The sequence below is a fragment of the Streptomyces sp. ATCC 21386 genome, from assembly GCF_018728545.1.
Classification (GTDB): Bacteria; Actinomycetota; Actinomycetes; order Streptomycetales; family Streptomycetaceae; genus Streptomyces.
This window is the reverse complement of record NZ_JAAVVL010000001.1, coordinates 8808868-8833024: the sequence shown is the minus strand read 5'-3', so window position 1 is coordinate 8833024 and position 24157 is coordinate 8808868. Positions and strand designations below refer to the sequence as shown.

21 protein-coding genes are annotated in these 24157 nt (G+C 69.5%); 12 read left to right on the top strand and 9 right to left on the bottom strand.

From position 1 onward, the window contains the following. Window positions 1-176: 176 nt before the first annotated feature. The 5 genes from galT to mycP all read left to right on the top strand — a co-directional run bounded on the left by galT (window position 177) and on the right by mycP (window position 7373). Window positions 177-1238: a galactose-1-phosphate uridylyltransferase gene (gene galT, locus GWK25_RS37765; protein WP_215455960.1), complete on the top strand. Its 1062-nt coding sequence runs from the start codon at window positions 177-179 to the stop codon at window positions 1236-1238. Beyond that, entirely contained in the window at window positions 1235-2248 is a 1014-nt protein-coding gene (galE, locus tag GWK25_RS37760) for a UDP-glucose 4-epimerase GalE (RefSeq protein WP_215455959.1), read from the top strand. The genes galT and galE overlap by 4 nt, the downstream gene beginning before the upstream one ends. A 223-nt stretch (window positions 2249-2471) precedes the next feature. Further along, complete coding sequence (gene galK / locus GWK25_RS37755; protein ID WP_215455958.1) at window positions 2472-3632, top strand: galactokinase; 1161 nt, start codon at window positions 2472-2474, stop codon at window positions 3630-3632. Window positions 3633-3900: 268 nt separating this feature from the next. Further along, the gene (locus tag GWK25_RS37750; protein WP_308404419.1) at window positions 3901-4407 is read left to right on the top strand and encodes a hypothetical protein; all 507 of its coding nucleotides are present in this window, start codon (window positions 3901-3903) and stop codon (window positions 4405-4407) included. A gap of 1568 nt (window positions 4408-5975) precedes the next feature. After that, window positions 5976-7373 (top strand): type VII secretion-associated serine protease mycosin, encoded by a 1398-nt coding sequence (gene mycP / locus GWK25_RS37745; RefSeq protein WP_215455956.1) that lies wholly within the window; start codon window positions 5976-5978, stop codon window positions 7371-7373. Between the two features lie 83 nt (window positions 7374-7456). Here mycP and GWK25_RS44400 read toward each other — a convergent pair whose 3' ends face one another. Both GWK25_RS44400 and GWK25_RS37735 read right to left on the bottom strand, forming a co-directional pair. Beyond that, window positions 7457-7657, bottom strand: coding sequence for a DUF397 domain-containing protein (locus tag GWK25_RS44400; RefSeq protein WP_215455955.1), 201 nt, complete (start codon window positions 7655-7657; stop codon window positions 7457-7459). Continuing rightward, complete coding sequence (locus tag GWK25_RS37735; RefSeq protein ID WP_251829218.1) at window positions 7654-8121, bottom strand: DUF5753 domain-containing protein; 468 nt, start codon at window positions 8119-8121, stop codon at window positions 7654-7656. The genes GWK25_RS44400 and GWK25_RS37735 overlap by 4 nt, the downstream gene beginning before the upstream one ends. On the opposite strand from GWK25_RS37735, the gene GWK25_RS37730 reads away from it, so the two are divergent. Together GWK25_RS37730 and GWK25_RS44395 are read left to right on the top strand one after the other, a co-directional pair. Beyond that, window positions 8100-8330, top strand: a complete 231-nt coding sequence (locus tag GWK25_RS37730; RefSeq protein WP_215457982.1) for a hypothetical protein — start codon at window positions 8100-8102, stop codon at window positions 8328-8330. The two genes, GWK25_RS37735 and GWK25_RS37730, sit on opposite strands and share 22 nt — an antisense overlap. A gap of 167 nt (window positions 8331-8497) precedes the next feature. Further along, on the top strand, window positions 8498-9115 hold the full coding sequence (locus GWK25_RS44395; RefSeq protein WP_308404418.1) for an ATP-binding protein: 618 nt from the start codon (window positions 8498-8500) through the stop codon (window positions 9113-9115). A gap of 391 nt (window positions 9116-9506) precedes the next feature. Here GWK25_RS44395 and GWK25_RS37720 read toward each other — a convergent pair whose 3' ends face one another. The 4 genes from GWK25_RS37720 to GWK25_RS37705 form a co-directional block, all read right to left on the bottom strand. Continuing rightward, window positions 9507-10187 carry a hypothetical protein gene (locus tag GWK25_RS37720; RefSeq protein ID WP_215455952.1) on the bottom strand — a complete coding sequence of 227 codons (681 nt, stop codon included), beginning with the start codon at window positions 10185-10187 and terminating at the stop codon, window positions 9507-9509. A gap of 29 nt (window positions 10188-10216) precedes the next feature. Then, window positions 10217-12559, bottom strand: a complete 2343-nt coding sequence (locus GWK25_RS37715) for a hypothetical protein (RefSeq protein ID WP_215455951.1) — start codon at window positions 12557-12559, stop codon at window positions 10217-10219. A gap of 20 nt (window positions 12560-12579) precedes the next feature. Next, a complete protein-coding gene (locus GWK25_RS37710) occupies window positions 12580-13014 on the bottom strand; it encodes a hypothetical protein (RefSeq protein ID WP_215455950.1) in 435 nt (144 codons plus the stop codon). A 160-nt stretch (window positions 13015-13174) separates the two neighbouring features. Beyond that, window positions 13175-13618 carry a GNAT family N-acetyltransferase gene (locus tag GWK25_RS37705; RefSeq protein ID WP_215455949.1) on the bottom strand — a complete coding sequence of 148 codons (444 nt, stop codon included), beginning with the start codon at window positions 13616-13618 and terminating at the stop codon, window positions 13175-13177. A 261-nt stretch (window positions 13619-13879) separates the two neighbouring features. Here GWK25_RS37705 and GWK25_RS37700 point away from each other — a divergent pair, with 261 nt between their 5' ends. Beyond that, complete coding sequence (locus GWK25_RS37700; RefSeq protein ID WP_215455948.1) at window positions 13880-14656, top strand: response regulator transcription factor; 777 nt, start codon at window positions 13880-13882, stop codon at window positions 14654-14656. Here the strand turns inward: GWK25_RS37700 and GWK25_RS37695 are convergent. After that, the gene (locus GWK25_RS37695) at window positions 14615-15112 is read right to left on the bottom strand and encodes a MarR family winged helix-turn-helix transcriptional regulator (RefSeq protein WP_215455947.1); all 498 of its coding nucleotides are present in this window, start codon (window positions 15110-15112) and stop codon (window positions 14615-14617) included. The two genes, GWK25_RS37700 and GWK25_RS37695, sit on opposite strands and share 42 nt — an antisense overlap. A gap of 140 nt (window positions 15113-15252) precedes the next feature. Here GWK25_RS37695 and GWK25_RS37690 point away from each other — a divergent pair, with 140 nt between their 5' ends. The 3 genes from GWK25_RS37690 to GWK25_RS37680 all read left to right on the top strand — a co-directional run bounded on the left by GWK25_RS37690 (window position 15253) and on the right by GWK25_RS37680 (window position 19110). Continuing rightward, complete coding sequence (locus tag GWK25_RS37690) at window positions 15253-16071, top strand: trans-aconitate 2-methyltransferase (protein ID WP_215455946.1); 819 nt, start codon at window positions 15253-15255, stop codon at window positions 16069-16071. Continuing rightward, the gene (locus GWK25_RS37685) at window positions 16068-16436 is read left to right on the top strand and encodes a glyoxalase (RefSeq protein WP_215455945.1); all 369 of its coding nucleotides are present in this window, start codon (window positions 16068-16070) and stop codon (window positions 16434-16436) included. The genes GWK25_RS37690 and GWK25_RS37685 overlap by 4 nt, the downstream gene beginning before the upstream one ends. A 583-nt stretch (window positions 16437-17019) precedes the next feature. Then, window positions 17020-19110 (top strand): glycosyltransferase family 4 protein, encoded by a 2091-nt coding sequence (locus tag GWK25_RS37680; protein ID WP_215455944.1) that lies wholly within the window; start codon window positions 17020-17022, stop codon window positions 19108-19110. Between the two features lie 200 nt (window positions 19111-19310). Here the strand turns inward: GWK25_RS37680 and GWK25_RS37675 are convergent, their stop codons facing one another. Both GWK25_RS37675 and GWK25_RS37670 read right to left on the bottom strand, forming a co-directional pair. Beyond that, window positions 19311-19988: a TetR/AcrR family transcriptional regulator gene (locus GWK25_RS37675; protein WP_033524913.1), complete on the bottom strand. Its 678-nt coding sequence runs from the start codon at window positions 19986-19988 to the stop codon at window positions 19311-19313. Then, window positions 19985-21016, bottom strand: coding sequence for a fatty acid desaturase (locus GWK25_RS37670; protein ID WP_215455943.1), 1032 nt, complete (start codon window positions 21014-21016; stop codon window positions 19985-19987). Before GWK25_RS37670 ends, GWK25_RS37675 begins: the two co-directional genes overlap by 4 nt. Before the next feature lie 384 nt (window positions 21017-21400). Here GWK25_RS37670 and GWK25_RS37665 point away from each other — a divergent pair, with 384 nt between their 5' ends. Then, the gene (locus GWK25_RS37665) at window positions 21401-23851 is read left to right on the top strand and encodes a phosphoenolpyruvate carboxylase (RefSeq protein WP_215455942.1); all 2451 of its coding nucleotides are present in this window, start codon (window positions 21401-21403) and stop codon (window positions 23849-23851) included. Window positions 23852-24157: the final 306 nt, after the last annotated feature.

Sequence of the window (24157 nt, the reverse complement as noted above, 5' to 3'; positions counted from 1 at the left end):
CAACGACACAGTCGGCCCCCGCCGGTCGCCCGGCGGGGGCCGACTGCGTCGCCGCCGGGCAGCGAAGCCCATAGTCTGGATCTGGTGATCTTTGTTTGTTTGTGACGGTGACGAACGTCGGAACCTGTGCTTTGATGTGTTTGGTTCTGTTTGATGGGTGGGATGGGGAGTCCGGCGTGAAGAAGACCTCGACCCGGCTGGCCGACGGTCGTGAGCTGATCTACTACGACCTGCGCGATGACACCGTGCGCGACGCGGTGGACAAGCGGCCCCTGGAGCGCACCGTCACCACCTCGGAGGTACGCCGGGACCCGCTGCTCGGCGACTCCGTCGCGATCGCCTCGCACCGCCAGGGCCGCACCTACCACCCCCCGGCGAACGAATGCCCGCTCTGCCCCTCCGAGGGCGACCGCCTCAGCGAGATACCGGACTCCTCGTACGACGCCGTCGTGTTCGAGAACCGCTTCCCCTCGCTCGCCGGTGACTCCGGCCGCTGCGAGGTCGTCTGCTTCACCTCGGACCACAACGCGTCCTTCGCCGACCTGACCGAAGAGCAGGCCCGCCTCGTCCTGGAGGCATGGACCGACCGCACCGCCGAGCTGTCCCACCTCCCCTCCGTCGAGCAGGTGTTCTGCTTCGAGAACCGCGGTGCCGAGATCGGCGTGACCCTGGGGCACCCGCACGGGCAGATCTACGCGTACCCCTTCACCACGCCCCGCACCGCGCTGATGCTGCGCTCCCTCGCGTCCCACAAGGACGCCACCGGCGGCGAGAACCTCTTCGACACCGTCCTGGAACGGGAGCTGGCGGACGAGCGGGTCGTCCTCGAGACCGAACACTGGGCGGCCTTCGTGCCGTACGCGGCGCACTGGCCGTACGAGATCCACCTGTACCCCAAGCGCCGGGTCCCCGACCTGCTCGCGCTCGACGAGGACGCGCGCTCAGAGTTCCCCAAGGTTTATCTGGAACTCTTGAGGCGCTTCGACCGGATCTTCGGCGAGGGTGAGCCTCCGACCCCGTACATCGCGGCCTGGCACCAGGCCCCGTTCGGCACGCTGGAGGAGTTCGAGGGTGTCCAGCGTGAGGACTTCGCGCTCCACCTCGAGCTTTTCACCATTCGCCGCACCACCGGCAAGCTGAAGTTTCTCGCGGGTTCCGAATCCGGCATGAACGTGTTCATCAACGACGTGCCGCCGGAGCGCGCGGCCGAGCGACTGCGAGAGGTAGCGAGTTCATGAGCGGGCAGCAGGACGGGCAGCGGGACGGGCATCAGGGCGGGAAGCACCGCGGCAAGTACCTGGTCACCGGTGGCGCGGGGTACGTCGGCAGCGTGGTCGCCCAGCATCTGCTGGAGGCCGGGCACGAGGTCGTCGTCCTCGACAACCTCTCGACCGGCTTCCGCGAGGGCGTCCCCGCCGGCGCGGCCTTCGTCGAGGGCGACATCCGCGACGCCGGCAAATGGCTCGACGGCTCCTTCGACGCCGTCCTGCACTTCGCCGCGTTCTCGCAGGTCGGCGAGTCCGTCGTGAAGCCCGAGAAGTACTGGGACAACAACGTCGGCGGCACCATGGCCCTGCTCGCCGCGATGCGCGAGGCGGGCGTCCGCAAGCTGGTGTTCTCCTCCACGGCCGCCACCTACGGCGAGCCGGAGACCACCCCCATCGTCGAGTCCGCGCCGACCCGGCCGACCAGCCCGTACGGCGCCTCCAAGCTCGCCGTCGACCACATGATCACCGGCGAGGCCGCCGCCCACGGCCTGGGCGCCGTCTCCCTGCGCTACTTCAACGTGGCCGGCGCGTACGGCACCTGCGGTGAGCGCCACGACCCCGAGTCGCACCTCATCCCGCTCGTGCTCCAGGTCGCCCAGGGCAGGCGCGACGCGATCTCCGTCTTCGGCGAGGACTACCCGACCCCCGACGGCACCTGCGTCCGCGACTACATCCACGTCGCCGACCTCGCCGACGCCCACCTGCTGGCGCTGGACGCCGCACAACCGGGCGAGCACCTCATCTGCAACCTGGGCAACGGCAACGGCTTCTCGGTGCGCGAGGTGATCGAGACCGTCCGCCGGGTCACCGGCCACCCGATCCCCGAGGTCGTCGCCCCGCGCCGGGCCGGCGACCCCGCCACCCTGGTCGCCTCCGCCGAAACGGCCCGCGAACGGCTCGGCTGGAACCCGTCGCGCGCGGACCTCGCGGAGATCGTGGCGGACGCGTGGGAGTTCACGCAGGCGCGGGCGGCTCAGTAGTCCGCGCAGGCGCAGGCACGGTGGTCCACGCGCGCGCGGGCCCAGGAGTGCACGCGGGGCGTGTGCCCAGCGGTTCGCGCGGGCGTGGGCGGAGCGGTACGGGTCGCCCACGCGCCGAAGCGGCGCGGGCCCGCACCCGTTCGCGCCAAGTAGTGTGCCGGCTCGGCCAGTTCATCGGCCGAGCCGGTTCGTCGGTCCAGTAAGGAAAGGTCAGGGTCACGGGATGAGCGAGGCTGTCGTCGTCGCCGGGCGGTTCGAGGAGCTCTACGGGGCGGCGCCGGAGGGAGTGTGGGCCGCGCCGGGCCGGGTGAACCTCATCGGCGAGCACACCGACTACAACGACGGCTTCGTCATGCCCTTCGCCCTCCCGCACACCACCGTCGCGGCCGTCGCCCGGCGCACGGACGGCGTCCTGCGCCTGCACTCCGACGACGTCGAAGGCGGTGTCGTCGAGCTGACGCTGGACGCGCTCACCCCCGGCGCCGACCGCGCCTGGACGGCGTACCCGTCCGGCGTGCTCTGGGCCCTGCGCGAGGCGGGCCACACGGCGCTGACCGGCGCGGACATCCACCTCGCGTCGACCGTCCCGACGGGCGCGGGCCTGTCCTCCTCGGCGGCCCTGGAGGTCGTCGTGGCCCTCGCCCTCAACGACCTCTTCTCCCTCGGCCTCAAGGGCTGGCAGCTGGCCCGCCTGTGCCAGCGCGCGGAGAACGTCTACGTCGGCGCCCCGACCGGGATCATGGACCAGACCGCCTCCGCGTGCTGCGAGAACGGCCACGCCCTGTTCCTCGACACCCGGGACCTCTCCCAGCGGCAGATCCCCTTCGACCTGGCCGCCGAGGGCATGCAGCTGCTGGTCGTCGACACCCAGGTCAAGCACTCCCACAGCGAGGGCGAGTACGGCAAGCGCCGCGCCGGCTGCGAGAAGGGCGCGGCCCTCCTCGGCGTCGACGCGCTGCGCGACGTCGCCTACGACGAGCTGGACGCGGCCCTCGACCGCCTCGGCGACGACGAGGAGGTCCGCCGCCTGGTCCGCCACGTGGTCACCGAGGCCCAGCGCGTCGAGCGCGTGGTCTCCCTCCTGGAGTCGGGCGAGACCCGCGCGATCGGCCCCGTCCTGGTCGAGGGGCACGCCTCGCTCCGCGACGACTTCCGGATCTCCTGCCCCGAGCTGGACCTCGTCGTCGACACCGCCCTCGCCGCCGGCGCCCTCGGCGCCCGGATGACCGGCGGCGGCTTCGGCGGTTCCGCGATCGTCCTCGTCGACGCGACCGACGCGGACGCGGTCACCAAGGCGGTGGAGGAGGCCTTCGCCGACGCCGGCTTCACGGCCCCGCGCGTCTTCGTGGCGGTCCCTTCGGCGGGGGCGCGGCGGGTTTCGTGATGTGACGTGACGTGGCCCGTGGTGGCCTGACACACGAACGGAAGGCGGTGCTACCCGGCAGGCCCGGGTACCACCGCCTTGCTGCTGCCGGCTACCGGCTGCCGGCTGCCGGCTACCGGCTCATGCGCTCGGCTGTGCCCAGCCCCAGCACTGTCACTGCGAAAAGCTAAAGTTGTTGCTGGGACACTGACTTACGGGGAGGGCAGTGATGCTGGACGGAGGCGAGTCGGGACCCTCCAGTGGGACGGGGCCTTCGTGGGTGTCCGGGGTGTGGGACGTCGTACATGACGCGGCTGCGGACGTATACACGGAACTGTCCTCGTTCCAGACGTTCAAGAAGCGCATCGACCAACTGATCATCGACCTCAAAGGCTCCGACGCCGGCCCCGGCAAGGTGGGCCAGCACCAGCTGGAACGCGCCCAGTTCGGCGGCGGCAGCGGCGAATGGGCGGAAGCGGCGGGCCTGTTCACCGCGTACGAGACGGTCATCACGGAGCTGGAGAACCTCTCGAAGCTGCTGTCCGACTCCATGGAGGGCGTGGGCATCGCGGTCATGGCCTCCCACAAGGGCTACGAGAACATCGACCTCGACATCCGCGACCGCATGGCGGCGATCAGCGCGGAGACGACGGAACACTACGGCGGCGCGTACGAACCGAAGCTGCCGAACGGCTCGGGCGCGGGGGACACGGGCCAGGTACGTCGAACGGACCAGCCGGGGCCGGGGCAGTCGGAGCAGTCGCCGTCGGGTGGCGACGCGGGAGGCACGATCTGATGACGGACGGCGACCGGGGAGGCAGGGCCTGATGTCGGGCGGCACGTTCGAGAACATGAGCCACGAGCAGATGCTGGCGTGGCTGGACCAGGCGAACAGCGGCACCGTGCAGGGGGCGGCCGACCGCTTGGCGAAGGTGGCCGAGGAGATCCACAAGATCGCCGATGAACTGAAGATCCGCCCCCAGTTGGTGGAATGGAAGGGCGAGGGTGCGGACGCCTTCCGCACCTGGACCGCGGACCTGGCCAACTCCACCCTCCGCCTGGGCGACTTCAGCCTGGAGTCGGCGAAGTGGCTGGCCGAAGCCTCCGGCGCCATCGCCCGAACCCAGGCGGCGATCCCGCGTACGCAGGAGAGCGCGGAGGGAAACCTGGTGGCCGCCGCGTCGGCCCCCAACGACCCCGACTCCGCCACGATTTCCAGCAAGTCGTCGGACGAGCTCGCCGCTTTGGCGGCCGACAAGGAGAGGGTCCGCCAGGAGGCCGCCTACGAGATGATCAAGCTGGGCCAGGCTTACGACTTCTCGGCCGTGCAGCTGAACGCGCTGGAGAGGCCCAGGTTTCCGCCGCCGCCGGAGGTGTTGGTGCCGGACGACCGGGGAAGGGCCAATGATCAGGAGTCACTGACACGACCGGGCGCTTCAGGTCAGGGGGACGGCTCGGCTTCGGTGCCCCAAGGGCCCCGTGCGGCGGATGGCGCCGATAAGTCGGAGCCTTCAACTCAGGGCAGAACGTTGCTTGAGCGCTCCGTGCCATTGGAGGACGGGCCTGCGACCCGGATGGGTATCGACTCCGTAGAGACGCTGCCGCAGGACAAGCGGACGACGACGGGTCCGCCGCCAGGCGGTCCTCCCGGTGCCGGACGGTTGGAGGTGTCTGGAAGTCCTCCGCACTCGAATTGGGCTCCGCCCGTGACGGGTAGGCAGGGTCTGCCTATTGGCGGCCCGCCTGCGCAGGGACGGTCGGCGGTGACCGGCCGTGTGCCTCAGTTCCCTGCTGGTCAGGCCGTTCAACCTCCGACTGCCGGTCGTGCCCCGAGTAGTAACGGCATCCTCGGAGGTCGTCCCGTCACCCCGCCCTCGGGTGGGCAGGCGGGAACGCCCCATCGTGGAACAGTGGTGGGGGCTCCACCCGGCTCGACAGGGCGTCCTCCGATGGGCTCTACCACCGGCACGGCGACTCCCACAGGGCGAGCGGCCGGTCAGCAGGGGCCGACGCCCGGCGCCCGCCTCCCCTCGCCGAACGGCGGGGTCATCGGAGGCGCTCCGCAACAGACGGGTCGCACGGCGCGCAGCTCGGGTGGGACGGCCGGAACCGGTACGACGTCCGGTGGTAGTACGACGCGTGGCGGCATCGCAGGCGGTGCCCCTGGCGGGCTTCGGCCTGGTGAGAGAAGAGGAGCAGGCTCTCGTCGCGTACCCGGGCCGATCTCCTCAACGAGTATGGACAACAGGAACGTGAGGCCGTACCGCTCGGCCGACGATGAGGAGACCCGACGGCAGGGCAACAGCCGCCCTGCACCACCGGCCGCCGACTGACGCGTATCCCGGAACGGAGACAGCGAACCTCATGCCCACCACCAGCCCTCGACACGGACGACACCGTGCTGCGGTCTCCGCGCTCCTCGCTCTGCTGCTGGTGGGCTCTTCGGAAGCACCGGCCTATGCCGAGTCCATCCGTCAGCAGCAGTGGTTCCTCGACGCCATGAAGGCCGAGCAGATGTGGCAGAGCAGCACCGGTGAGGGAATCACGGTCGCCGTGATCGATTCGGGGGTGGACGCAACCAACCCCGATCTGAAGGGCCGCGTCCTACCAGGCAAGGACCTCGCCCCCGATCAGCCGGGAGACGCGCGCACCGACTACGAGGACCACGGCACGGGCATGGCAGGGCTGATCGCAGGAACCGGCGCTTGGAACGGTGGCGAGGGCGCTTTCGGGTTGGCCCCCGGTGCCAGGATTCTCCCCATCCGGATGCCCAAGGACGGGGATGCGGCCAACAAAGCCGAAGGAAACAGGCGGTTCAACGAGGTTGCTCCAAAGGCGATCCGTTACGCCGCGGACGAGGGCGCCCAAGTCATCAATATCTCCCTTGCGTACACGGAGGGCTCACCGCAGCTTACGGCGGCGGTGAAGTACGCCTTGGATAAGGGCTCATTGATTTTCGCCAGTGCGGGCAACGACGGAGACAAGGCCAACCAGGTCATGTATCCAGCAGCCACGCCCGGCGTAGTAGCGATGGCAGCCGTCGGTAGAGACCTCCGCAGGACCGAAGAGTCCCAACACGGTCCTCAGGTGGATATGGCAGCACCAGGTGAGGAAATGGTGCACGCCTGCGGTACTGACACCGGCCTGTGCAAGAGTCACGGCACCAGCGACGCCACGGCTCTCGCCTCCGCCAGTGCTGCTCTGATCTGGTCCAAGCACCCCACCTGGACCAACAACCAGGTCCTCAGAGTCATGCTGAACACCATCGGTGCCCCCACCGACGGCTCCGAGCGCAACGACTCCATCGGCTACGGCATCGTCCGCCCCCGCATCGCCCTGCAGAACCCCGGCGACCCGGGCCCGGCCGACGAATACCCGCTCCCGGACCTCGCGGCCGCAGCCTCCACATCGCCGTCCCCCGGGCCCTCGGCCCCCGACGCCGACAACGCACCGGCGGAGGACACGACCACCGAGGAGGTGGCAGCCTCAGATTCCTCCAAGGGCAACAACATGCTGTCCACCGTGTTGACCGCGGCTGCGGTCGTGGCACTACTCGGCATCGGCGTGGCGGTCCTCGTCGTCGTCCGCAACCGCCGCCCCGCACACTCCACGGCACCGCACCCGACAGCCCCGTACGCGCCCCCGCCTGGACAACTCCAGTACCCGGCGCCCCAATACCCGCCTTCTCCCTACGCCGCCCCGCCCAGCACTCCAAACGGCAACATCACTCCCGGCCAGCGCCCCGGCCCCGGTCCCCGTTGAGCCTCCGGCGATGGCGATGCGGTGAATCTGCGCCGATGAGGGCTGTTGAGGGCCGCGATTTATTGGGATTCGGATCGGTGGGCTTATCGCTTTATGCTGCTGAGGAAGAGGGAGAAGGCATTGCTCTCTATGGTAAGCACACCTCGGTCCGGGTCCTTTGAGTCGCGTATTCCGATCAGCGGTTCTATGTATGCCATCTCGACGCACTCATTGTTCACTGCGCTGTAGCTGCTCCTGAACCACTCTGTCGCCGCAAGCCGGACGACTGTCGGTGTTTCGCTCATCTCGTGAACTCCTCTCGTGCGGTGGCCAGTAGCTCAAGGCTGGCCGAGGTGTCGGCCGCTTGTGAGCGCAAGTAGTCAAACATGAGTTTGTAGCTCTGAACCTCGGTGGGGGAGTCGAGGTAGAGGCCTCGTTTGTGAAGTTCGAGGTAGACGACGTTCATGCTGTTGAGCGGATCGTCCTCGCTGTCCCGTCCAAGGACGAGGAAGTGGCCGCCGGAGCCGGCCGCGTGGGCGCCCGTCGTGAAGAGGAGTATCTGGATGTCCACATTGGGGCGTTGAGCCATGGTGTGCAGATGGGCGATCTGCTCGACCATTACGTCCGTGCCGCCGACGTTCCGCCGCAGTACCGCGTCGTCGAGGACCACCCAAAGGTGCAACGCGGGTGAACGTTCCAGGATGGCTTGGCGCTTGATACGGACGGCTGCCGTTGTCTCTTGCACCGATGTCGACGCCGCCGCAACCATCCCGCCGACCTCTCATCGCCCCCACCGTCCAGGCCTGGTACGAGCCCATCGACGGCGCGTCCACCCATCTCGTCCGCCCCTACCTCGCCGCTCACGAGCGTGAGGAGAACGCCCGGATTCAGCGGCTGCGCCGAGACGCCCTGTGGTGTGCGACGTACGGGGTGGACCTGGACCGTCGTGACATCCACGCGTGGTTGGGGGCGGTGTGATGGGCGACAGGGAGCGGACCCAGGTGCGGCTTCTGCCCTGGAGCGCAGAGCATGGCGGGCCTTGTGCGCTTGTCACGGATGGCGACGGACCCGTTTTCCGGATCGCCGACCAGGTCGAGAGCGGGGGGCCGGGGCTCGTGGACGGGCTATCGAGCCGTGAGCGAGGTGTGCTTGCCGGGGAGGAGGCCGAGCGGCTGGGGGCTGAACCCGCCTTTGCAGGCGTCCAGTTGGTCGACGCGCTGTTGGGTGCGTTGCTCGTGGGCGCGTTCGATAATGCTCGCCCCGGCGCATCAGGGTTCGTGGCTGCCTACGGCGTCGAGTTCCGGGCGTTCGGGCTGCTCTCCTTGCCCGGCACGGATCTCGCCTCCGCAGGTGCCGCTCGCCGTTACGTGTGCGGCATGGCTCGGTGGTGGGGGCTCCCGTCGGATGCCGTGGGCGATCTGGAGAGCGTCGTCGGCGAGTTGGCGGCCAACGCTCTGGAGCACGGCGGCAGTGACCTGATCACGATCACCCTCGCGCTCGCCACGGCAACGGTCACCATCGCTGTCACCGACGTGGGTCCGAGCCGGGGGATCATGGGGTCGCTGCCGTCGGCACGGGTGTTGCCAGGAGCTGAACAGGAGCGGGGGCGTGGACTGCTGATCACCGAGGCCCTGGCCAGCCGCTGGGGGTGGCGGGGGACGCGGGACAGCCTGACGGTCTGGGCTGATATCGCCGTCGACTCCGCGTGGGCCGACCCGACTCCGGGAGCGGTCCCGCCGAGTGCGTCGGCGCGGAGGCCGTAGTTTGATCCGGCGGAATCTTCGACGGCGAGCTGGCTGGCGCCAAGCGTTCAAAGCGGCGGTGTCGCGCCGCTCCCAGCAGCGGAGGTCCGGTCAGCTCAGCTCGTGCTCAACGAGGCGGGGCTGCCGTTCCGCGTGCGCAACGTGCTCCCCGAACGGTGGGCGGTGGGACCGGAAAGCTCTGGTAACGCGGCCTTGCTGTTACCGAAACCGAAGGCGCCGTTGCTGTTGCCGGAGGAACGATTCGCGCGTTCCACCCGGCGAGCGTCCGCTCAACTCCCCCGGCAGAGGGCGAAATTGCCAGGCCTCGCCCCACGCCTCCGTGCGACCACTCATGTGATCCGCTCTCCCTGGCCCCGCACGGTCCTTGCACACCGCGGACTCACCCCGGCGGCTACGCGGGATCCAGCACGGGCTTCGCGGGGAGCCCGCCGTTCTTCTCGCAGCGCAGTTCCTTGGCCATGGCCAGCGAGAAGGAGTGGGCCACGGTTGCGTAGGCGTCCTTGAGCGCCTTGATGTCGCCTTCGGGTTCCGTCGGCATGCCCCAGTGCTCCACGCCGATGGCGACGTGAGCCGCATTCGTGGGGATGCGAAACCTGTCGCTCCGGCACGCGAACTGGACCGACGCCCTGTCCGCCGCTGCCAGGGTGCGCTCCCCCATATCCAGCACGGTGAAATCCGGGGCCGGAGTTCCCGTCGGGGGGCCGTCGTCCAGCCCCCAGGTGACTCGGATCGCGAAATCCGGCGTACCGTCGGCCGTGTAGATGCGGCAGATGTCGTCGCGCCCGCCGGTGGTTCCCGGAAACGCCTCCACGAGGTCCGTCGCGGCACGCGAGACGGTGGACTTCTCCGCCGTCGTCCCGAACCGCGACGATCCCGTGATCACCTTCAGCGCCTTGGATGCCTGGGCGGACACGGCGTCCCCACCGCACAGTTGGGTCCCCGCCAGAGTCTTGTCGGCCGCCTCCTCGTCTCCGTCCCCACCACAACCTGTGGCCCCGAGATACAACAGGCTGGCCACGGCCGTGGTAAGGAGTCCAACGCGCACCGGCCTTCGATTGATCACTATCCGCATCCTTACGTGTCCTCAGCCGTCCGCCGGTCTCAGCCGGTCTCCGGGCGGTTGCCCTGCTGGTTCTCCCGGTCGTTGCCGACCCCGTAGCCGATCAGCATCGATTCGCGAAGGTCCCGCGCGAACGTGCTGTTCTTGAGGTCCGGGACGTGCTGGTCCAGAAAATCCTCCATCGGTGCCTCAGCCAGGGCCTCTCCGGCGGTGAAGATCGCCATTCTCTCCTCGTCGGTGAGGTCCTCCATCTTCTCCTTGTGCTCGTCCACCGATTTCTCGGACATGTCGCCGACCATCTGACCGATGACCTGTTCGGCGGCACCAGCCGCGGTGTCCGTCGCCAGCGGGATGAGCACCGCAGCCGTGCCCACGGCCGCGGTCGCGGGCAGGAAGGCGACACCGGCCGCGATGCCCACCGCGGCCCCGAACTGGACCCAGCCCGCCCGCTTTTCGACCGCCTTCTCGTAGTCCTCGTGGGTCTTGAGGTTCGTCGCCTCCACCTGGTCCGCCCGGGACTGGTCGAGCATGCCCTGCACCTCGGCGCCCACCAGCACGGTCGCCCTGGCAGCACCCTCCTTGATCCCGTCCGGGCCCACGGTCCCTTCCAGCACGCTGCGGGTGTAGACCTGCTCCGCGGTCGAGAGCGTCGCGTAGGCGTCCGGGTGCTGACCCAGGGTGCTGAGGAAGCCCCGGACGACGCTGCGCCCATGCCCGTCCCTGGTGTCCGCGAAGTCGATGTGCCCCTCCGGGTTCTTGCCCGGCGCGAACACGCTCTCCGGATGGTTCTTTTCCAGCGCCCAGTTGATGTCGTCGATGTAGCCACCGCCCATGACACCCAGGCTGTCGGCCATCGCCTCGTGGCGCTCCTTCAGCAGACCCGGTTCCGCCGCGTACTTCTCCATGACCTTCTGCATGACCGCGGCGTTGTCCGCGTCCCGCACCACGCCGGCGTCCGGGTGCCCGGCCGGGTAGCCGAGGGTCGCCGCCTCCAGGGCGTGGCCGAGGGCGTCGGGCATCTGGTCGAGCGCCGCCTCGTGCTCGTCGACCGAGTTGACGTCGGGGAAGGATTCCCACTTCTCGTTGCTGAAGAAGTCCAGGTAGTTGTTGAACGGCTCGCCGTCCTTGTCCTTCCCGAGCGCGGCCGTGGCACCGTGGTTGACCGTGCCGTCCTCGTTGTAGGCGGTCGGGGGGTCGGTGAAGAACTTCTTCGCCGCTTCCGGGCTGTTGCCGAGCGCTTCCAGCATGGCGGTGGCCGGGTCGTAGCCGGCCCCGTTCACGCCGGAGGGGTTGTACGGGTTCTTGAACAGACTGTTCACCGTCTTGTTCTCGGCGAACATGTCCGGGTCCTTCGCGTGCAGCTGCGCCACGTGTTCGGCGATCGGGTTGAGGAACTTCGCGTCGTAGTTCCCGTACCGCATGATCCCGCCGAGCAGCTGATAGCCGAATGGCCCGCCGAAGTCGTTCTTGGACAGAGGAATGCGCTCCGTACCCAACTTGCGGAGCTCCGGGCCCCACTTGTCGGCGAATTCCTTGTCGTGTGAGGCGGTGGCCAGGTTGAGGCCGAGGTTCTCCTGGAGCTGCTGGACGTCCTTGAGGCGCTGCGGGTCGACCTTGCTGTACTCGTATGTGTCCGTGGAGAGCTGGCCGAAGAACGCGAGCGACTTCTCGGGGCCGAGTTTCTCGTAGAAGCTCCTGGAGAACTCCACCGACTTGCTGTTGTCCTTCAGCAGTTCGTTGAGCTGCTGAAGTTCGGAGTGGGTGAGGTCCCGGCCCTTGCCCGCCAGAGCGGCGGCACGGGCGGCCTCCTCCTGGTCCAGCTTCGTGTACGTCGGAGCGCTGAAGTCCTTGCGGTCGGTGACGTTGGCCTCAAGGGTGTTCTTGAGGGTGACATCGGTGTCGTTGCAGTTGTCGACGATGAGGTCGATCCTCTTCTGCCACGACTCGATGTTCCGCGCCTCTTGCTGCAGGGGCTCTTTGTAGTCGGGGTCGTGCAGCGCCCCAGGGATCTCGGACAACGGGTTCCGCGCCGTGACCTTGCCTTTGCCGTCCACCCGGATGCCGGCCGCGGGCCCCTCGTGGTCCCGGATGGCGATCAGGTCGTCCTTGGCCTTCTTGATGGCCAAGTACCCCTCTTCCAGGATCAGCTTCACACCCTTGGCCTCGGCCGCGGCGTCCGCGAACTCCTTGGCCGTCTTGCCGATGAACGCCTTGGTGACCCCTGCGTTGACGCCCTCCCAGGAGGCTTTGTTCGCCTTTGCCTTCATTCCGTCGGTGGCGTCTGTGGCGAGAGTGTCCAGCTTCTTCGCCATCTCCGACCAGTCGTCGACGGCGGCCTTCAGCTTCGCCACCGGCGCGTCGATGATGTCCTCGTACTTCAGCATGGTGCGTGCTCCCCCGAGCCCTATTTCATGTAGTCCGAGAGCACGGAAGTCCGCATGAGATCCCCCTCGATCTTCGCCTCGTCCTTGGCGTGCTGGGCCTTGCTGTAATCGAGGTGATTGGAAATCTGCGCGCAGGCGTCCAGCAGCGTCCGCAGGTGGGTCTGCCAGAAGTCGTGCACCTTCAGCACGGCCGAACCGCTCACGAAGTTCCCGTTGGTCAGCGCTATCGCCGCGTCGAACGTGGCGGGACGGGCGATGTCGCCCTCCTTCCCCAGCCGGCCCAACAGGTCATACGCGTCATTGCCGATAGCGCCGAGATCGTCCCGATTGACCACCAGGTCTTTTCCGCCGCCGCCACCACCTCCGCCGCCCGCGGCCGGAGCGCTGTTGATCCGCATGGCAGTCCGCTCGGCCGCCGCCGCGCGCAGTTCGGCCCATTCTTGCTCGAACGTCACGATTTCCCCCAAGCTGATCCGGGCAGGCCACTCCACCGTACTCGCGCGGCCACCGACCTGATCATCTGGCTCTCGTATCATCACCCGCCCATGGGGCGCCCGTTGCTGAAGCTGTTCTCTATCTGGCGAGCACCTTCAGGCGGGCTTCGTTCCGCTCGGCTCACCCGATCCTCTTCGTCAGCGTGTACTCCGTGATCCCCGGCGGATAGTCCGGGATCACGCACACCACCTCGTAGCCGAGCCGCTTGTAGAACTCCGGGGCCTGGAAGTCCCAGGTCTCCAGGCGCGCCGAGTGGCAGCCGCGTGCGCGGGCGGCCGTGCGTTCGGCCCGCGACAGCAGGTGAGAACCGAGGCCCTTGCCCCGGTGGCGTTCGTGGACCCAGAGGTAGGTGACGTGAAGCCAGGTGGCCCAGGTGTGGCCGACCAGGCCGCCGACGAGGTCGCCCGTCTCGTCCAGAGCCCACACCTGGAGCGGAACCTCGCGTTCACCAGGGGTTCCCCGCAGGGCCCGGAGGATCGGCGAAGCCGCGGTGTTGCTGGCACGCAGCCGGGAAAGCAGCAATTGGCTTCGATCCCTGTCGACTTCTGTCTCGATACGAAACATGCGGCACACGATAAACGCGCTGGACAACCAGTTCTGCAAATTACCTTCCGCTCCTGCCCCCCGGCCGTACTCTGATGAGCAGCGCCGGTGGGGGCCGGTGCTGATCAGGGGGCGAGACAGTCGGGTACGACGCCCGGAGTGGGGGTAGCGGTTCAGCACGGCGGCGGCCGTGCGGCTGCGACGCCCCGTCCCAGGTGTAAACCGGGGCACGCTCCGGGCGTCGTACTCGCGCCGGTCGTCCCCCGACCAGTGGGGGTTTCAGTGGTTCGCATCCGAGTCCTGGTCGTCGACGACCACCGTATCTTCGCCGAGTCGCTCGCGGCGGCGCTGGCCGCCGAGCCGGACGTCGACGTGTCCGCGGCCGGCAGCGGCCCCGCGGCGCTGCGCTGTCTGGACCGCGCGGCGGCGGAGGGGCGCAAGTTCGACGTGCTGCTGGTCGACGCCGACCTGGGGGGTCATGCCCAGGTCCCCGGCGCGCGGCCGACCGCCGTACCCGCCCCGGACGGCGGCGAGGACGGTCACGTGGACGGCATATCGCTGGTCGCGGGCGTGCGTTCGGGACAGCCGAGCGTACGGATCGTCGTCCTCGCAGAGAAGGACGATCCGCGCAGGGCCGCGCTGGCCCTCCAGGCGGGAGCGTCCGGCTGGGTCGCCAAGGACTGCTCGCTGTCCCGGCTGCTCACCGTCATCCGGGGCGTGCTGCGCGACGAGACACATCTGCCGCCCGCGCTGCTCACGGGCGTCCTGCGGGAGCTGACCGCCGCGCGCAAGCACCGCACGGAGAGTGAGCGGCTCGTCGAGTCACTCACCCCGCGTGAGCGCGAAGTGCTCCGGTGCATGGTGGCGGGACTGGGGCGCAAGGCCGTCGCCGAGCGCCTGTTCCTCTCCCCGCACACCGTCCGCACCCACATGCAGAACGTCCTCGGAAAGCTGGGCGTCCACTCCACCCTCGCCGCCGTGGCCCTCGCACGCCGGGCGGGCGTGGGCCCTGTCGACCTAGCCGGGGATGTTGTCGAACGGGGCGGTCAGCTGGCGTAGGAGGCCCGCCAGTTCGCCGCGCTGGGCGCGGGTGAGTTCGGCCAGGATCGCGCGTTCCTGGTCGAGGAGGCCGGCGAGCGCCTGGTCCGCCCGGTCCCGGCCCTCGTCCGTGAGCCGTACGAGCACGCCCCGCCGGTCGCTGGGGTCGGGCAGCCGTTCGACCAGGCCCTTCTTCGTGAGCCGGTCGATGCGGTTGGTCATCGTGCCCGACGTCACCAGTGTCTGGGTGAGCAGCTGACCGGGCGAGAGCTGGTACGGGTTCCCCGCCCGCCGCAGCGCCGTCAGCACGTCGAACTCCCACGGCTCCAGCTGGTGCTCCGCGAACGCCAGCCGGCGCGCGCGATCCAGGTGCCGGGCCAGTCTGCTCACCCGGCTGAGTACTTCCAGCGGCTCCACGTCGAGGTCGGGGCGCTCCCGGCGCCACGCTGCGACCAGCCGATCGACCTCGTCCTCCATGGCGATCAGTGTAGTGGTTGTGTCGATGTGAAGTCTCTTGAGATCAAGATGATTAGATCAAAGTCTCTTGACTTCGAGATATGTGCGGTCGAGAGTGGCAGTGCCGTCCGGCAGCTGAGCGATGACGAGGAGGACGTCCCATGCCCGCCACCAACCCCACCTGGGACCCCCAGCAGTACCTGCGGCACGCCGGCCACCGCGCCCGCGCCTTCGTGGACCTGCTCGCCCACGTCCCCGACCCGCCCGCCGCGCACCCCCGCGTCGCCGACCTCGGCTGCGGCCCCGGCAACGTCACCCGCCTCCTCGCCGACCGCTGGCCCACCGCACGCATCACCGGGTACGACAACTCGCCCGAGATGCTCGAGCGGGCCCGGACCGACCACGAGGGGCCCACCCCGGGCGGCGGACACATCGACTTCGCCGAGGTGGACGTCCTCACCTGGGCGCCCCCGGAGCCGTACGACCTGATCGTCAGCAACGCCACGTTCCAGTGGGTCCCCGGGCATGCCGCCCGCTTCCCCGCCTGGGTCGACGCGCTCGCCCCCGGCGGCACCTTCGCCTTCCAGGTCCCCGGGAACTTCGACTCGCCCAGCCACCGCCTCATGCGCGAACTGGCGCACTCCGCCCGCTGGAAGGACCGCCTCGGCGACACCCTCCGCCACGACGACGCGGTCCACGCCCCCGTCGACTACCACGCCACCCTCACCGACCTCGGCTGCGAGGTCGACACCTGGGAGACGACGTACGTCCACCTCCTCCAGGGCGAGGACCCGGTGCTCGACTGGGTCACGGGCACGGGCCTGCGTCCGGTCCTCACCGAACTGGGCCCCGACGCGGCGCCCTTCGTCGCCGAGTACCGCACTGCCCTGCGCGAGGCGTATCCGCGCACGGCGCACGGCACCCCGTTCCCGTTCCGCCGCATCTTCGCCGTCGCCCACAAGCCGGCCACACCCCGATGATCACCGCGGTCGACCACGTCCTGCCGGCGGCGCCACCGGGCACGGAGGACCGGCTGCGGGAGTACTACGTGGGCGTCCTCGGGATGGCGGAGATACAGAAGCCGCCCGCGCTCGCCGTACGGGGAGGGTGTTGGTTCGCGGCGGGGGACGTGCTGCTGCATCTGGGCATCGAGGCGGGATACCGGCCGCCGCGGAAGGCCCACCCCGGGCTGCGGGTGCGGGGCATCGACGCGTTCGCCGCCCGGCTGGCCGCGCGCGGGGCCGTCGTGACCTGGAACGAGGACCTGCCGGGTTACCGCCGCTTCTACTCCGAGGACCCGGTGGGCAACCGGTTGGAGTTCCTGGAGCCGGGCCGGCCGGGCTGATCCCGGGGCGCGCCCGATCGCGACCTGGCTGCGCCTCGTCGCCGTACAGCCGGCGGGCCCGGCCGGGCGGATGGCGGCGGACGTTCCGGAAACGCCTCCGCCGCGACCCGCGTCGCTCGAAATGCCATGGCCGATAAACGGATCTCTGTATTCCGTGCGGGCCGCCGGTTCCCGATGCCTCCGATGCGGGAGTGGCTGATATTGTTCTTTGGCTTTCCTTTGTTGTGGATATATTCTCAGTTCACTTTTGTTGTCTCCCGCCGGATGTTCGGGGAAGCGGGAGTTCGTGCTGTGACCAGGGGGGATCTGGGCCAGTGGTGATCTGCTGAGCCGCTCGGCGCGCTTGACGGGGTTTGTGACGCGCGCCACATAGGCTTTTTGTCGTCCGGTCGGGATTTCGTTTCCGCGCCACTTCTCGCGGATTACCCGATCGGCCGATTTCCGCTGCGCCGAACCATTCAATTCTTGATTGCCGACCACGCATCACGTATTCAGCCGTGCCCGTGCGCAGCCCTTGCCCGACCAGCAGGGGCTGCGGGCGCGATGCTGCCCGCCCTCGGGCGGTTTCCAGGGGGAAAGACATATGAAGATCGCGTTCCTGATCAACAATGCCTTCGGTATCGGAGGCACCATCCGCTCGACCGCCAACCTGTCCGCCGCGTTCGCCGACCGGCACGAGGTGGAGGTCGTCAGCGTCCACCGCTCCCGCGACGAACCCGCCCTCCCGTTCGACCCGCGCGTCCGTCTGACCTCGCTGATCGACCTGCGGGAAGGCAGCCCCGGCTTCGAGGGCGACCACCCGCTCACCCGGCGGCCCGGCACGATGTTCCCGTACACGGGGGCCACCGGGAACCAGCCCTACACCGGCCTCCAGGACGAACGCATCGGCGGCTTCCTCGCCGACACCCCGGCCGACGTCGTCATCGCCACCCGCCCCGACCTCAACGGCTACCTCGCCCGCGACGGCCGGCGCCGCTACTTGCGGATCGGGCAGGAGCACCTCAGCCTCGACCAGTACCGGGAACCGCTGCGGAGCAACCAGAACCGCGCGATCGGCGGACTCGACGCCTACGTCACCGTCTCCGAGGCCGACGCCGCCCAGTACCGCGCAGCCCTGCCCGACGCCGGCACCACCATCGTGTGTGTCCCCAACGGTGTCCGGGCCCCCGCCGTGGAGCGGTCCACCCTGGACTCCCGGGTCATCGTCGCCGCCGGCCGGCTCATTCCCATCAAGCGGTACGACCGACTGGTGAACGCCTTCGCCAAGGTCGCCGCCGACCACCCCGGCTGGACCCTGCGGATCTACGGCCGCGGCCCGCAGAAGGAGAACCTGCGCGAGCTGATCGACCGGCTCGGCCTGCACGACCGGGCGTTCCTCATGGGAGCCGTCTCCCCGATCGAGACCGAATGGGCCAAGGGTGCCGTCGCCGCCGTCTCCTCCGACATGGAGTCCTTCGGCATGACCATCGTCGAGGCCATGCACTGCGGCGTCCCGGTCGTCGCCACGGACTGCCCGCACGGCCCCGGCGAGATCATCACCCACGGCCGGGACGGCCTCCTCGTCCCGCTCGACGGGGACGTCGACGCCTACGCCGACGCCCTGAACCGCGTCGTCACCGACGAGGCCCTGCGCGAACGGCTCGGCAAGGAGGCCCTCATCAAGGCCGAGACCTACGCCCCCGCCGTCATCGCCCAGCGCTACGAGACCCTCTTCGCGGAACTGACCAGCTCCCGGCGGCGCGGATGGGACGGCGCCGCCCGGCTGAAACGGCTCGCCGCCCGCGCCGTCCGGCCCCGCTCCACGAAGGCAGCTCCCGCCGCCGAGGCCGACGGGAGCGCTCCCACGCCCACCGCGCACGCCCGCGCCCTCGACGACGGCGGCCTCACCGTCCTCCTCGACCCGGCCGAGCTGCCTTCCGGGCCCCTCGACTTCATCGCCCGGCTGCGCCGCGACCCCGGCAAGCGCGAGGTCAGGGTGCCCGTGCTGCCGAGCGCCGACGCGCCGGACACCGTGGTGCGGGCGGCCCTGCGCCCCGCCGAGCACACCCTCGCCGAGGGCCGCTGGGACTGCTACGTCGCGCCGCGCGGCTCGAACAAGCGGGTGCGGCTGGGCGCGCGGCTGGTGGAACAGGCCAAGCTGGTCGGCCGGCCGCCGTGGGTGGACCCGCGGGGGGTCGGGGCGTGGATCCCGTATCCGACCGTCGACGGGTTCCTCGCGCTGCGGACGTGGCTGCGGCCGGCGCACGCGGAGATCGACGAGGTGGAGGTGGGGGAGGGGACGGTGACCGTGACCGGGACGGTTCTGGGGGCCGCCGAGTCCGTGGCCGGTGCGGTCGCGGAGGGGGCCGTGGCGCGGGTGGTGTCACGTGCCGACAGCGCGTACGACTTCGGTGTGCCCGTGTGGGCTGTGGGGGAGCGGGGGTTCCGGTTCACCGTTCCGTACGGCGAGCTCATGGGGCGGCGGAGTGTCGAGCACGACCTGTGGGACCTGCGGCTGGGGGATGTGCCGGTGGGGCGGATCGGCGGTGATGTGGTGGAACGACGGAAGACCGATCTGGTGCCTGGTCAGGTGTTCGAGCATCGTGAGCGGGGGCGGACGCGGGTGCGGCCGTACTTCACCGTGAACAACGAGCTGGCGCTCAGCGCGAAGGATGTGGACGGGGGCGCCCAATAGCTCGGGGGTGCGGGAGCGATAGCGGGTGGTGGGTGGGGGCTGGTCGCGCAGTTCCCCGCGCCCCTTGAGGGCCTACGGTCACTCAGGGGCGAAAAGCACGGGGCGCAGCCCCTGCTTTTCAGGGGCGCGGGGAACTGCGCGAGAAGCCCCGCCGGGCCGCACCCGGCGACCAAACAGGCACCCCCCACGCACCCCCCGGCTCAAGACTTCCGGTGGCCGATCAGCCGCGGCTTCTGGTTCAGGCCGTCCAACCCGTGCCACGCCAGGTTCACCAGATGCGCCGCCACCTCCGCCTTCTTCGGCCGGCGCACATCCAGCCACCACTGGCCGGTCAGGGCGACCATCCCGACCAGCGCCTGCGCGTACAGCGGCGCGAGCTTCGGGTCGAAGCCGCGGCTCTTGAACTCGCGGCCGAGAATGTCCTCCACCTGCGTGGCGATGTCGGAGATCAGCGACGCGAAGGAACCCGTCGACTGAGGGATGGGCGAGTCGCGGACCAGGATGCGGAAGCCGTCCGTGTACTCCTCGATGAAGTCCAGGAGCGCGAACGCGGCCTGTTCGAGGAGTTCGCGCGGATGCCCGGCCGTCAGCGAACTGGTCACCATGTCCAGCAGCCGGCTCATCTCGCGGTCCACCACCACCGCGTACAGCCCTTCCTTGCCACCGAAGTGCTCGTACACCACCGGCTTGGACACCCCGGCCTTCGCCGCGATCTCCTCCACCGACGTGGCCTCGAAGCCCTTGGCGGCGAACAGCGCGCGCCCGACCTCCAGCAACTGCGCACGGCGCTCGGCGCCCGTCATCCGGGTGCGGCGAACACGCCGCGGCTTGTCATTGCTCGGGGTGCTGCTGGAGTCGGTCGCCACGGCGTCAATCATGCCGCCTCGGCGGGTGCCTTCCGTTGCTCGGAGCCTTCCTCACCCGTCTTGCGCCTGGAATCGATACGCGAGCGTGACGGCCAGCGGACGTCGTACGCCCAGCCGCACACCTCGAACCACCGGATCAGCCGAGCGGAGGAGTCCAGCTGGCCGCGCTCCACTCCGTGCCGGGCGGAGGTGGGATCGGCGTGGTGGAGGTTGTGCCAGGACTCGCCGCAGGAGAGGACCGCCAGCCACCAGACGTTGCCCGAGCGGTCGCGGGACTTGAAGGGGCGCTTGCCGACCGCGTGACAGATCGAGTTGATCGACCAGGTCACGTGGTGCAGCAGGGCCACCCGGACGAGGGAGCCCCAGAAGAACGCGGTGAACGCGCCCCACCAGGACATCGTCACCAGACCGCCGATCAGCGGCGGAAGGGCGAGGGAGAGCATGGTCCAGTAGATGAACTGGCGGGAGATCGCGCGGAGCGCCGGGTCCTTGACCAGGTCCGGGGCGTACTTCTCCTGCGAGGTCTGCTCCTCGTCGAACATCCAGCCGATATGGGCCCACCACAGGCCCTTCAACAGGGCGGGGAGCGTCTCGCCGTAGCGCCACGGCGAGTGGGGGTCGCCCTCGGCGTCGGAGAACTTGTGGTGTTTGCGGTGGTCGGCCACCCAGCGCACCAGCGGGCCCTCGACCGCCATCGAACCGGCGATCGCCAGCGCGATCTTCAGCGGGCGCTTGGCCTTGAACGAGCCGTGGGTGAAGTGCCGGTGGAAGCCGATCGTGATGCCGTGGCAGCCCAGGTAGTAGAAGAACACCAGCAGGCCGAGATCCAGCCAGCTCACGCCCCAGCCCCAGGCCAGCGGCACGGCCGCGAGGAGGGCGAGGAACGGGACGGTGATGAAGAGGAGCAGGGTGATCTGCTCGATCGAACGCTTCTGCTCGCCGCCCAGCGTGGCCGAAGGCACGGGGGAGTCGGTCGGTGCGGAGCCTGGAGAATCTGTGACATTCGGGGCGTCTTCGATCACATCGGACCTTGAGCTCATGGGGCGTCCCCTGGGGGGTCGAGGGTGGAGAGAGAGGGGGGAGGTGCCTGCGGCACAGCGTGCGGGGGGTACCTGTCGGCTTTCCCTACGGTTCCGTAACCTACGGCATCGTAAGTATGGCAGCGCGGCGCCGGGCGGCAAGGGCCCGCCCGTCTGCGCGTCCAGGTGTAACCAGCGGGCCCGGTGGACAGGTGGCACTGAGTGCCGCAAAAGTGGCACCTGTCGCCGAGGGCGCCCAGGTGGACGCCTATCCTGGACTCGTTCGGACAGCGCGGTCCGCTCTGAATCCTGCCCCGCGGCCAGGCCCCACCACGACGGCCGGGCCGCCGGGCCCCCACCCGGGTTCCCCTCAGCCGAGCTTCAACACTGCAAGGAGCCGCACCTGTGAGCAGTGCCGATGACCAGACCACCACGGTCAGCAGCGAGCTGCGCGCCGACATCCGGCGCCTGGGTGACCTACTGGGCGAGACCCTCGTACGCCAGGAGGGCCCCGAACTCCTGGACCTGGTCGAGCGCGTCCGCCGCCTGACCCGCGAGGACGGTGAAGCCGCCGCCGACCTGCTGCGCGGCACCGAGCTGGAGACCGCGGCCAAGCTGGTCCGCGCCTTCTCCACCTACTTCCACCTCGCCAACGTCACCGAACAGGTGCACCGCGGCTGCGAGCTGAGGGCACGGCGTGCCGCCGAAGGTGGTCTCCTCGCCCGTACGGCCGATCGCCTGAAGGACGCAGACCCCGAACACCTGCGCGAGACGGTCAGGAACCTCAACGTCCGCCCCGTCTTCACCGCCCACCCCACCGCCCGCCCCCTCACCTTCGGCACCTGGATCGGCGGCGACCGCGACGGCAACCCCAACGTCACCCCCCAGGTGACCTGGGACGTCCTCATCCTCCAGCACGAACACGGCATCAACGACGCCCTCGAACTCATCGACGAACTGCGCGGTTTCCTCTCCAACTCCATCCGCTACACGGGTGCCACGGAGGAACTCCTCGCCTCGCTCCAGGCCGACCTGGAGGCACTGCCCGAGATCAGCCCCCGCTACAAGCGCCTCAACGCCGAGGAGCCCTACCGGCTCAAGGCCACCTGCATCCGGCAGAAGCTCGAGAACACCAAGGAACGCCTCGCCAAGGGCATCCCCCACGAGGACGGCCGCGACTACCTCGGCACCGCCGAACTCCTGCGCGACCTCACCCTCATCCAGACCTCCCTGCGCGAACACCGCGGCGGCCTCTTCGCCGAGGGCCGGATGAACCGCACCATCCGCACCCTGGCCGCCTTCGGCCTCCAGCTCGCCACCATGGACGTCCGCGAACACGCCGACGCCCACCACCACGCCCTCGGCCAGCTCTTCGACCGCCTCGGCGAGGAGTCCTGGCGCTACGAGGACATGCCCCGCGAGTACCGCCACAAGCTCCTCGCCCGTGAGCTCCGGTCGAGGAGGCCGCTGGCCCCCACGCCCGCGCCGCTGGACGCCGCCGGCGCCAAGACCCTCGGCGTGTTCGAGACCGTGAAGAAGGCGCTCACCGTCTTCGGCCCCGAGGTCATCGAGTCCTACATCATCTCCATGTGCCAGGGCGCCGACGACGTCTTCGCCGCCACCGTCCTCGCCCGCGAGGCCGGACTCATCGACCTCCACGCCGGCTGGGCCAAGATCGGCATCGTCCCGCTGCTGGAGACGACGGACGAGCTGAAGGCCGCCGACACCATCCTCGAAGAGATGCTCGCCGACCCGTCCTACCGGCGACTCGTCGCCCTGCGCGGAGACGTGCAGGAGGTCATGCTCGGCTACTCCGACTCGTCGAAGTTCGGCGGCATCACCACCTCGCAGTGGGAGATCCACCGGGCGCAGCGCCGCCTGCGCGACGTCGCCCACCGGTACGGCGTACGACTGCGGCTCTTCCACGGCCGCGGCGGCACCGTCGGCCGCGGCGGCGGCCCCTCCCACGACGCGATCCTCGCGCAGCCCTGGGGCACGCTGGAGGGCGAGATCAAGGTGACCGAGCAGGGCGAGGTCATCTCCGACAAGTACCTCGTCCCCTCCCTGGCCAGGGAGAACCTGGAGCTGACGGTCGCCGCCACGCTCCAGGCCTCCGCCCTGCACACCGCCCCCCGCCAGTCGGTGGAATCCCTCGCCCGCTGGGACGCGGCCATGGACGTCGTGTCGGACGCCGCGCACGCCGCGTACCGCAAGCTCGTCGAGGACCCCGACCTGCCGACGTACTTCCTCGCCTCGACGCCGGTGGACCAGCTCGCCGACCTGCACCTCGGCTCACGACCCTCCCGCCGCCCCGGCTCGGGCGTCTCCCTCGACGGACTGCGGGCCATCCCCTGGGTCTTCGGCTGGACCCAGTCACGGCAGATCGTGCCCGGCTGGTTCGGCGTGGGCTCCGGCCTGAAGGCACTGCGCGAAGCGGGCCTGGACACCGTGCTCGACGAGATGCACGAGCAATGGCACTTCTTCCGCAACTTCCTCTCCAACGTCGAGATGACGCTGGCCAAGACGGACCTGCGGATCGCCCAGCACTACGTCGACACCCTCGTCCCCGACGAGCTCAAGCACGTCTTCGACACGATCCGGGCCGAACACGAGCTGACCGTGCGCGAGGTGCTGCGCATCACCGGCGAGGACAAGCTGCTGGACGCCAACCCCGTGCTGCAGCAGACCTTCTCCATCCGGGACGCCTATCTCGACCCGATCTCGTATCTCCAGGTCGCCCTGCTGAAGCGTCAGCGGGATGCCGCGGCGGCGGGGGAGGAAGCCGACCCGCTGCTGGCGCGGGCGTTGCTGCTCACGGTGAACGGGGTCGCGGCAGGGTTGCGCAACACGGGCTGACTTCGTGGGGTTCGATGGCGGCTGACGGCCCGGTGGGGCTTCTCGCGCAGTTCCCCGCGCCCCTGAAAGACCCAGACCCTGCGGGCCTGAAAGACCACGGCCCTGCGGGCCTGGAAAGCGGCGGGGCCGCGCCCCTGGAAGGCACGGGGCGCAGCCCCTGCTTTTCAGGGGCGCGGGGAACTGCGCGAGAAGCCCCCACCGGCCGTCAGCCGAATACGCGCCGCACCGTCACAGCGCCACCCACGCCGCCGTGATCAGCGCCACGCCCAACCCGCCCAGCACCCACGCCGCTGTCTCTTATCCAAA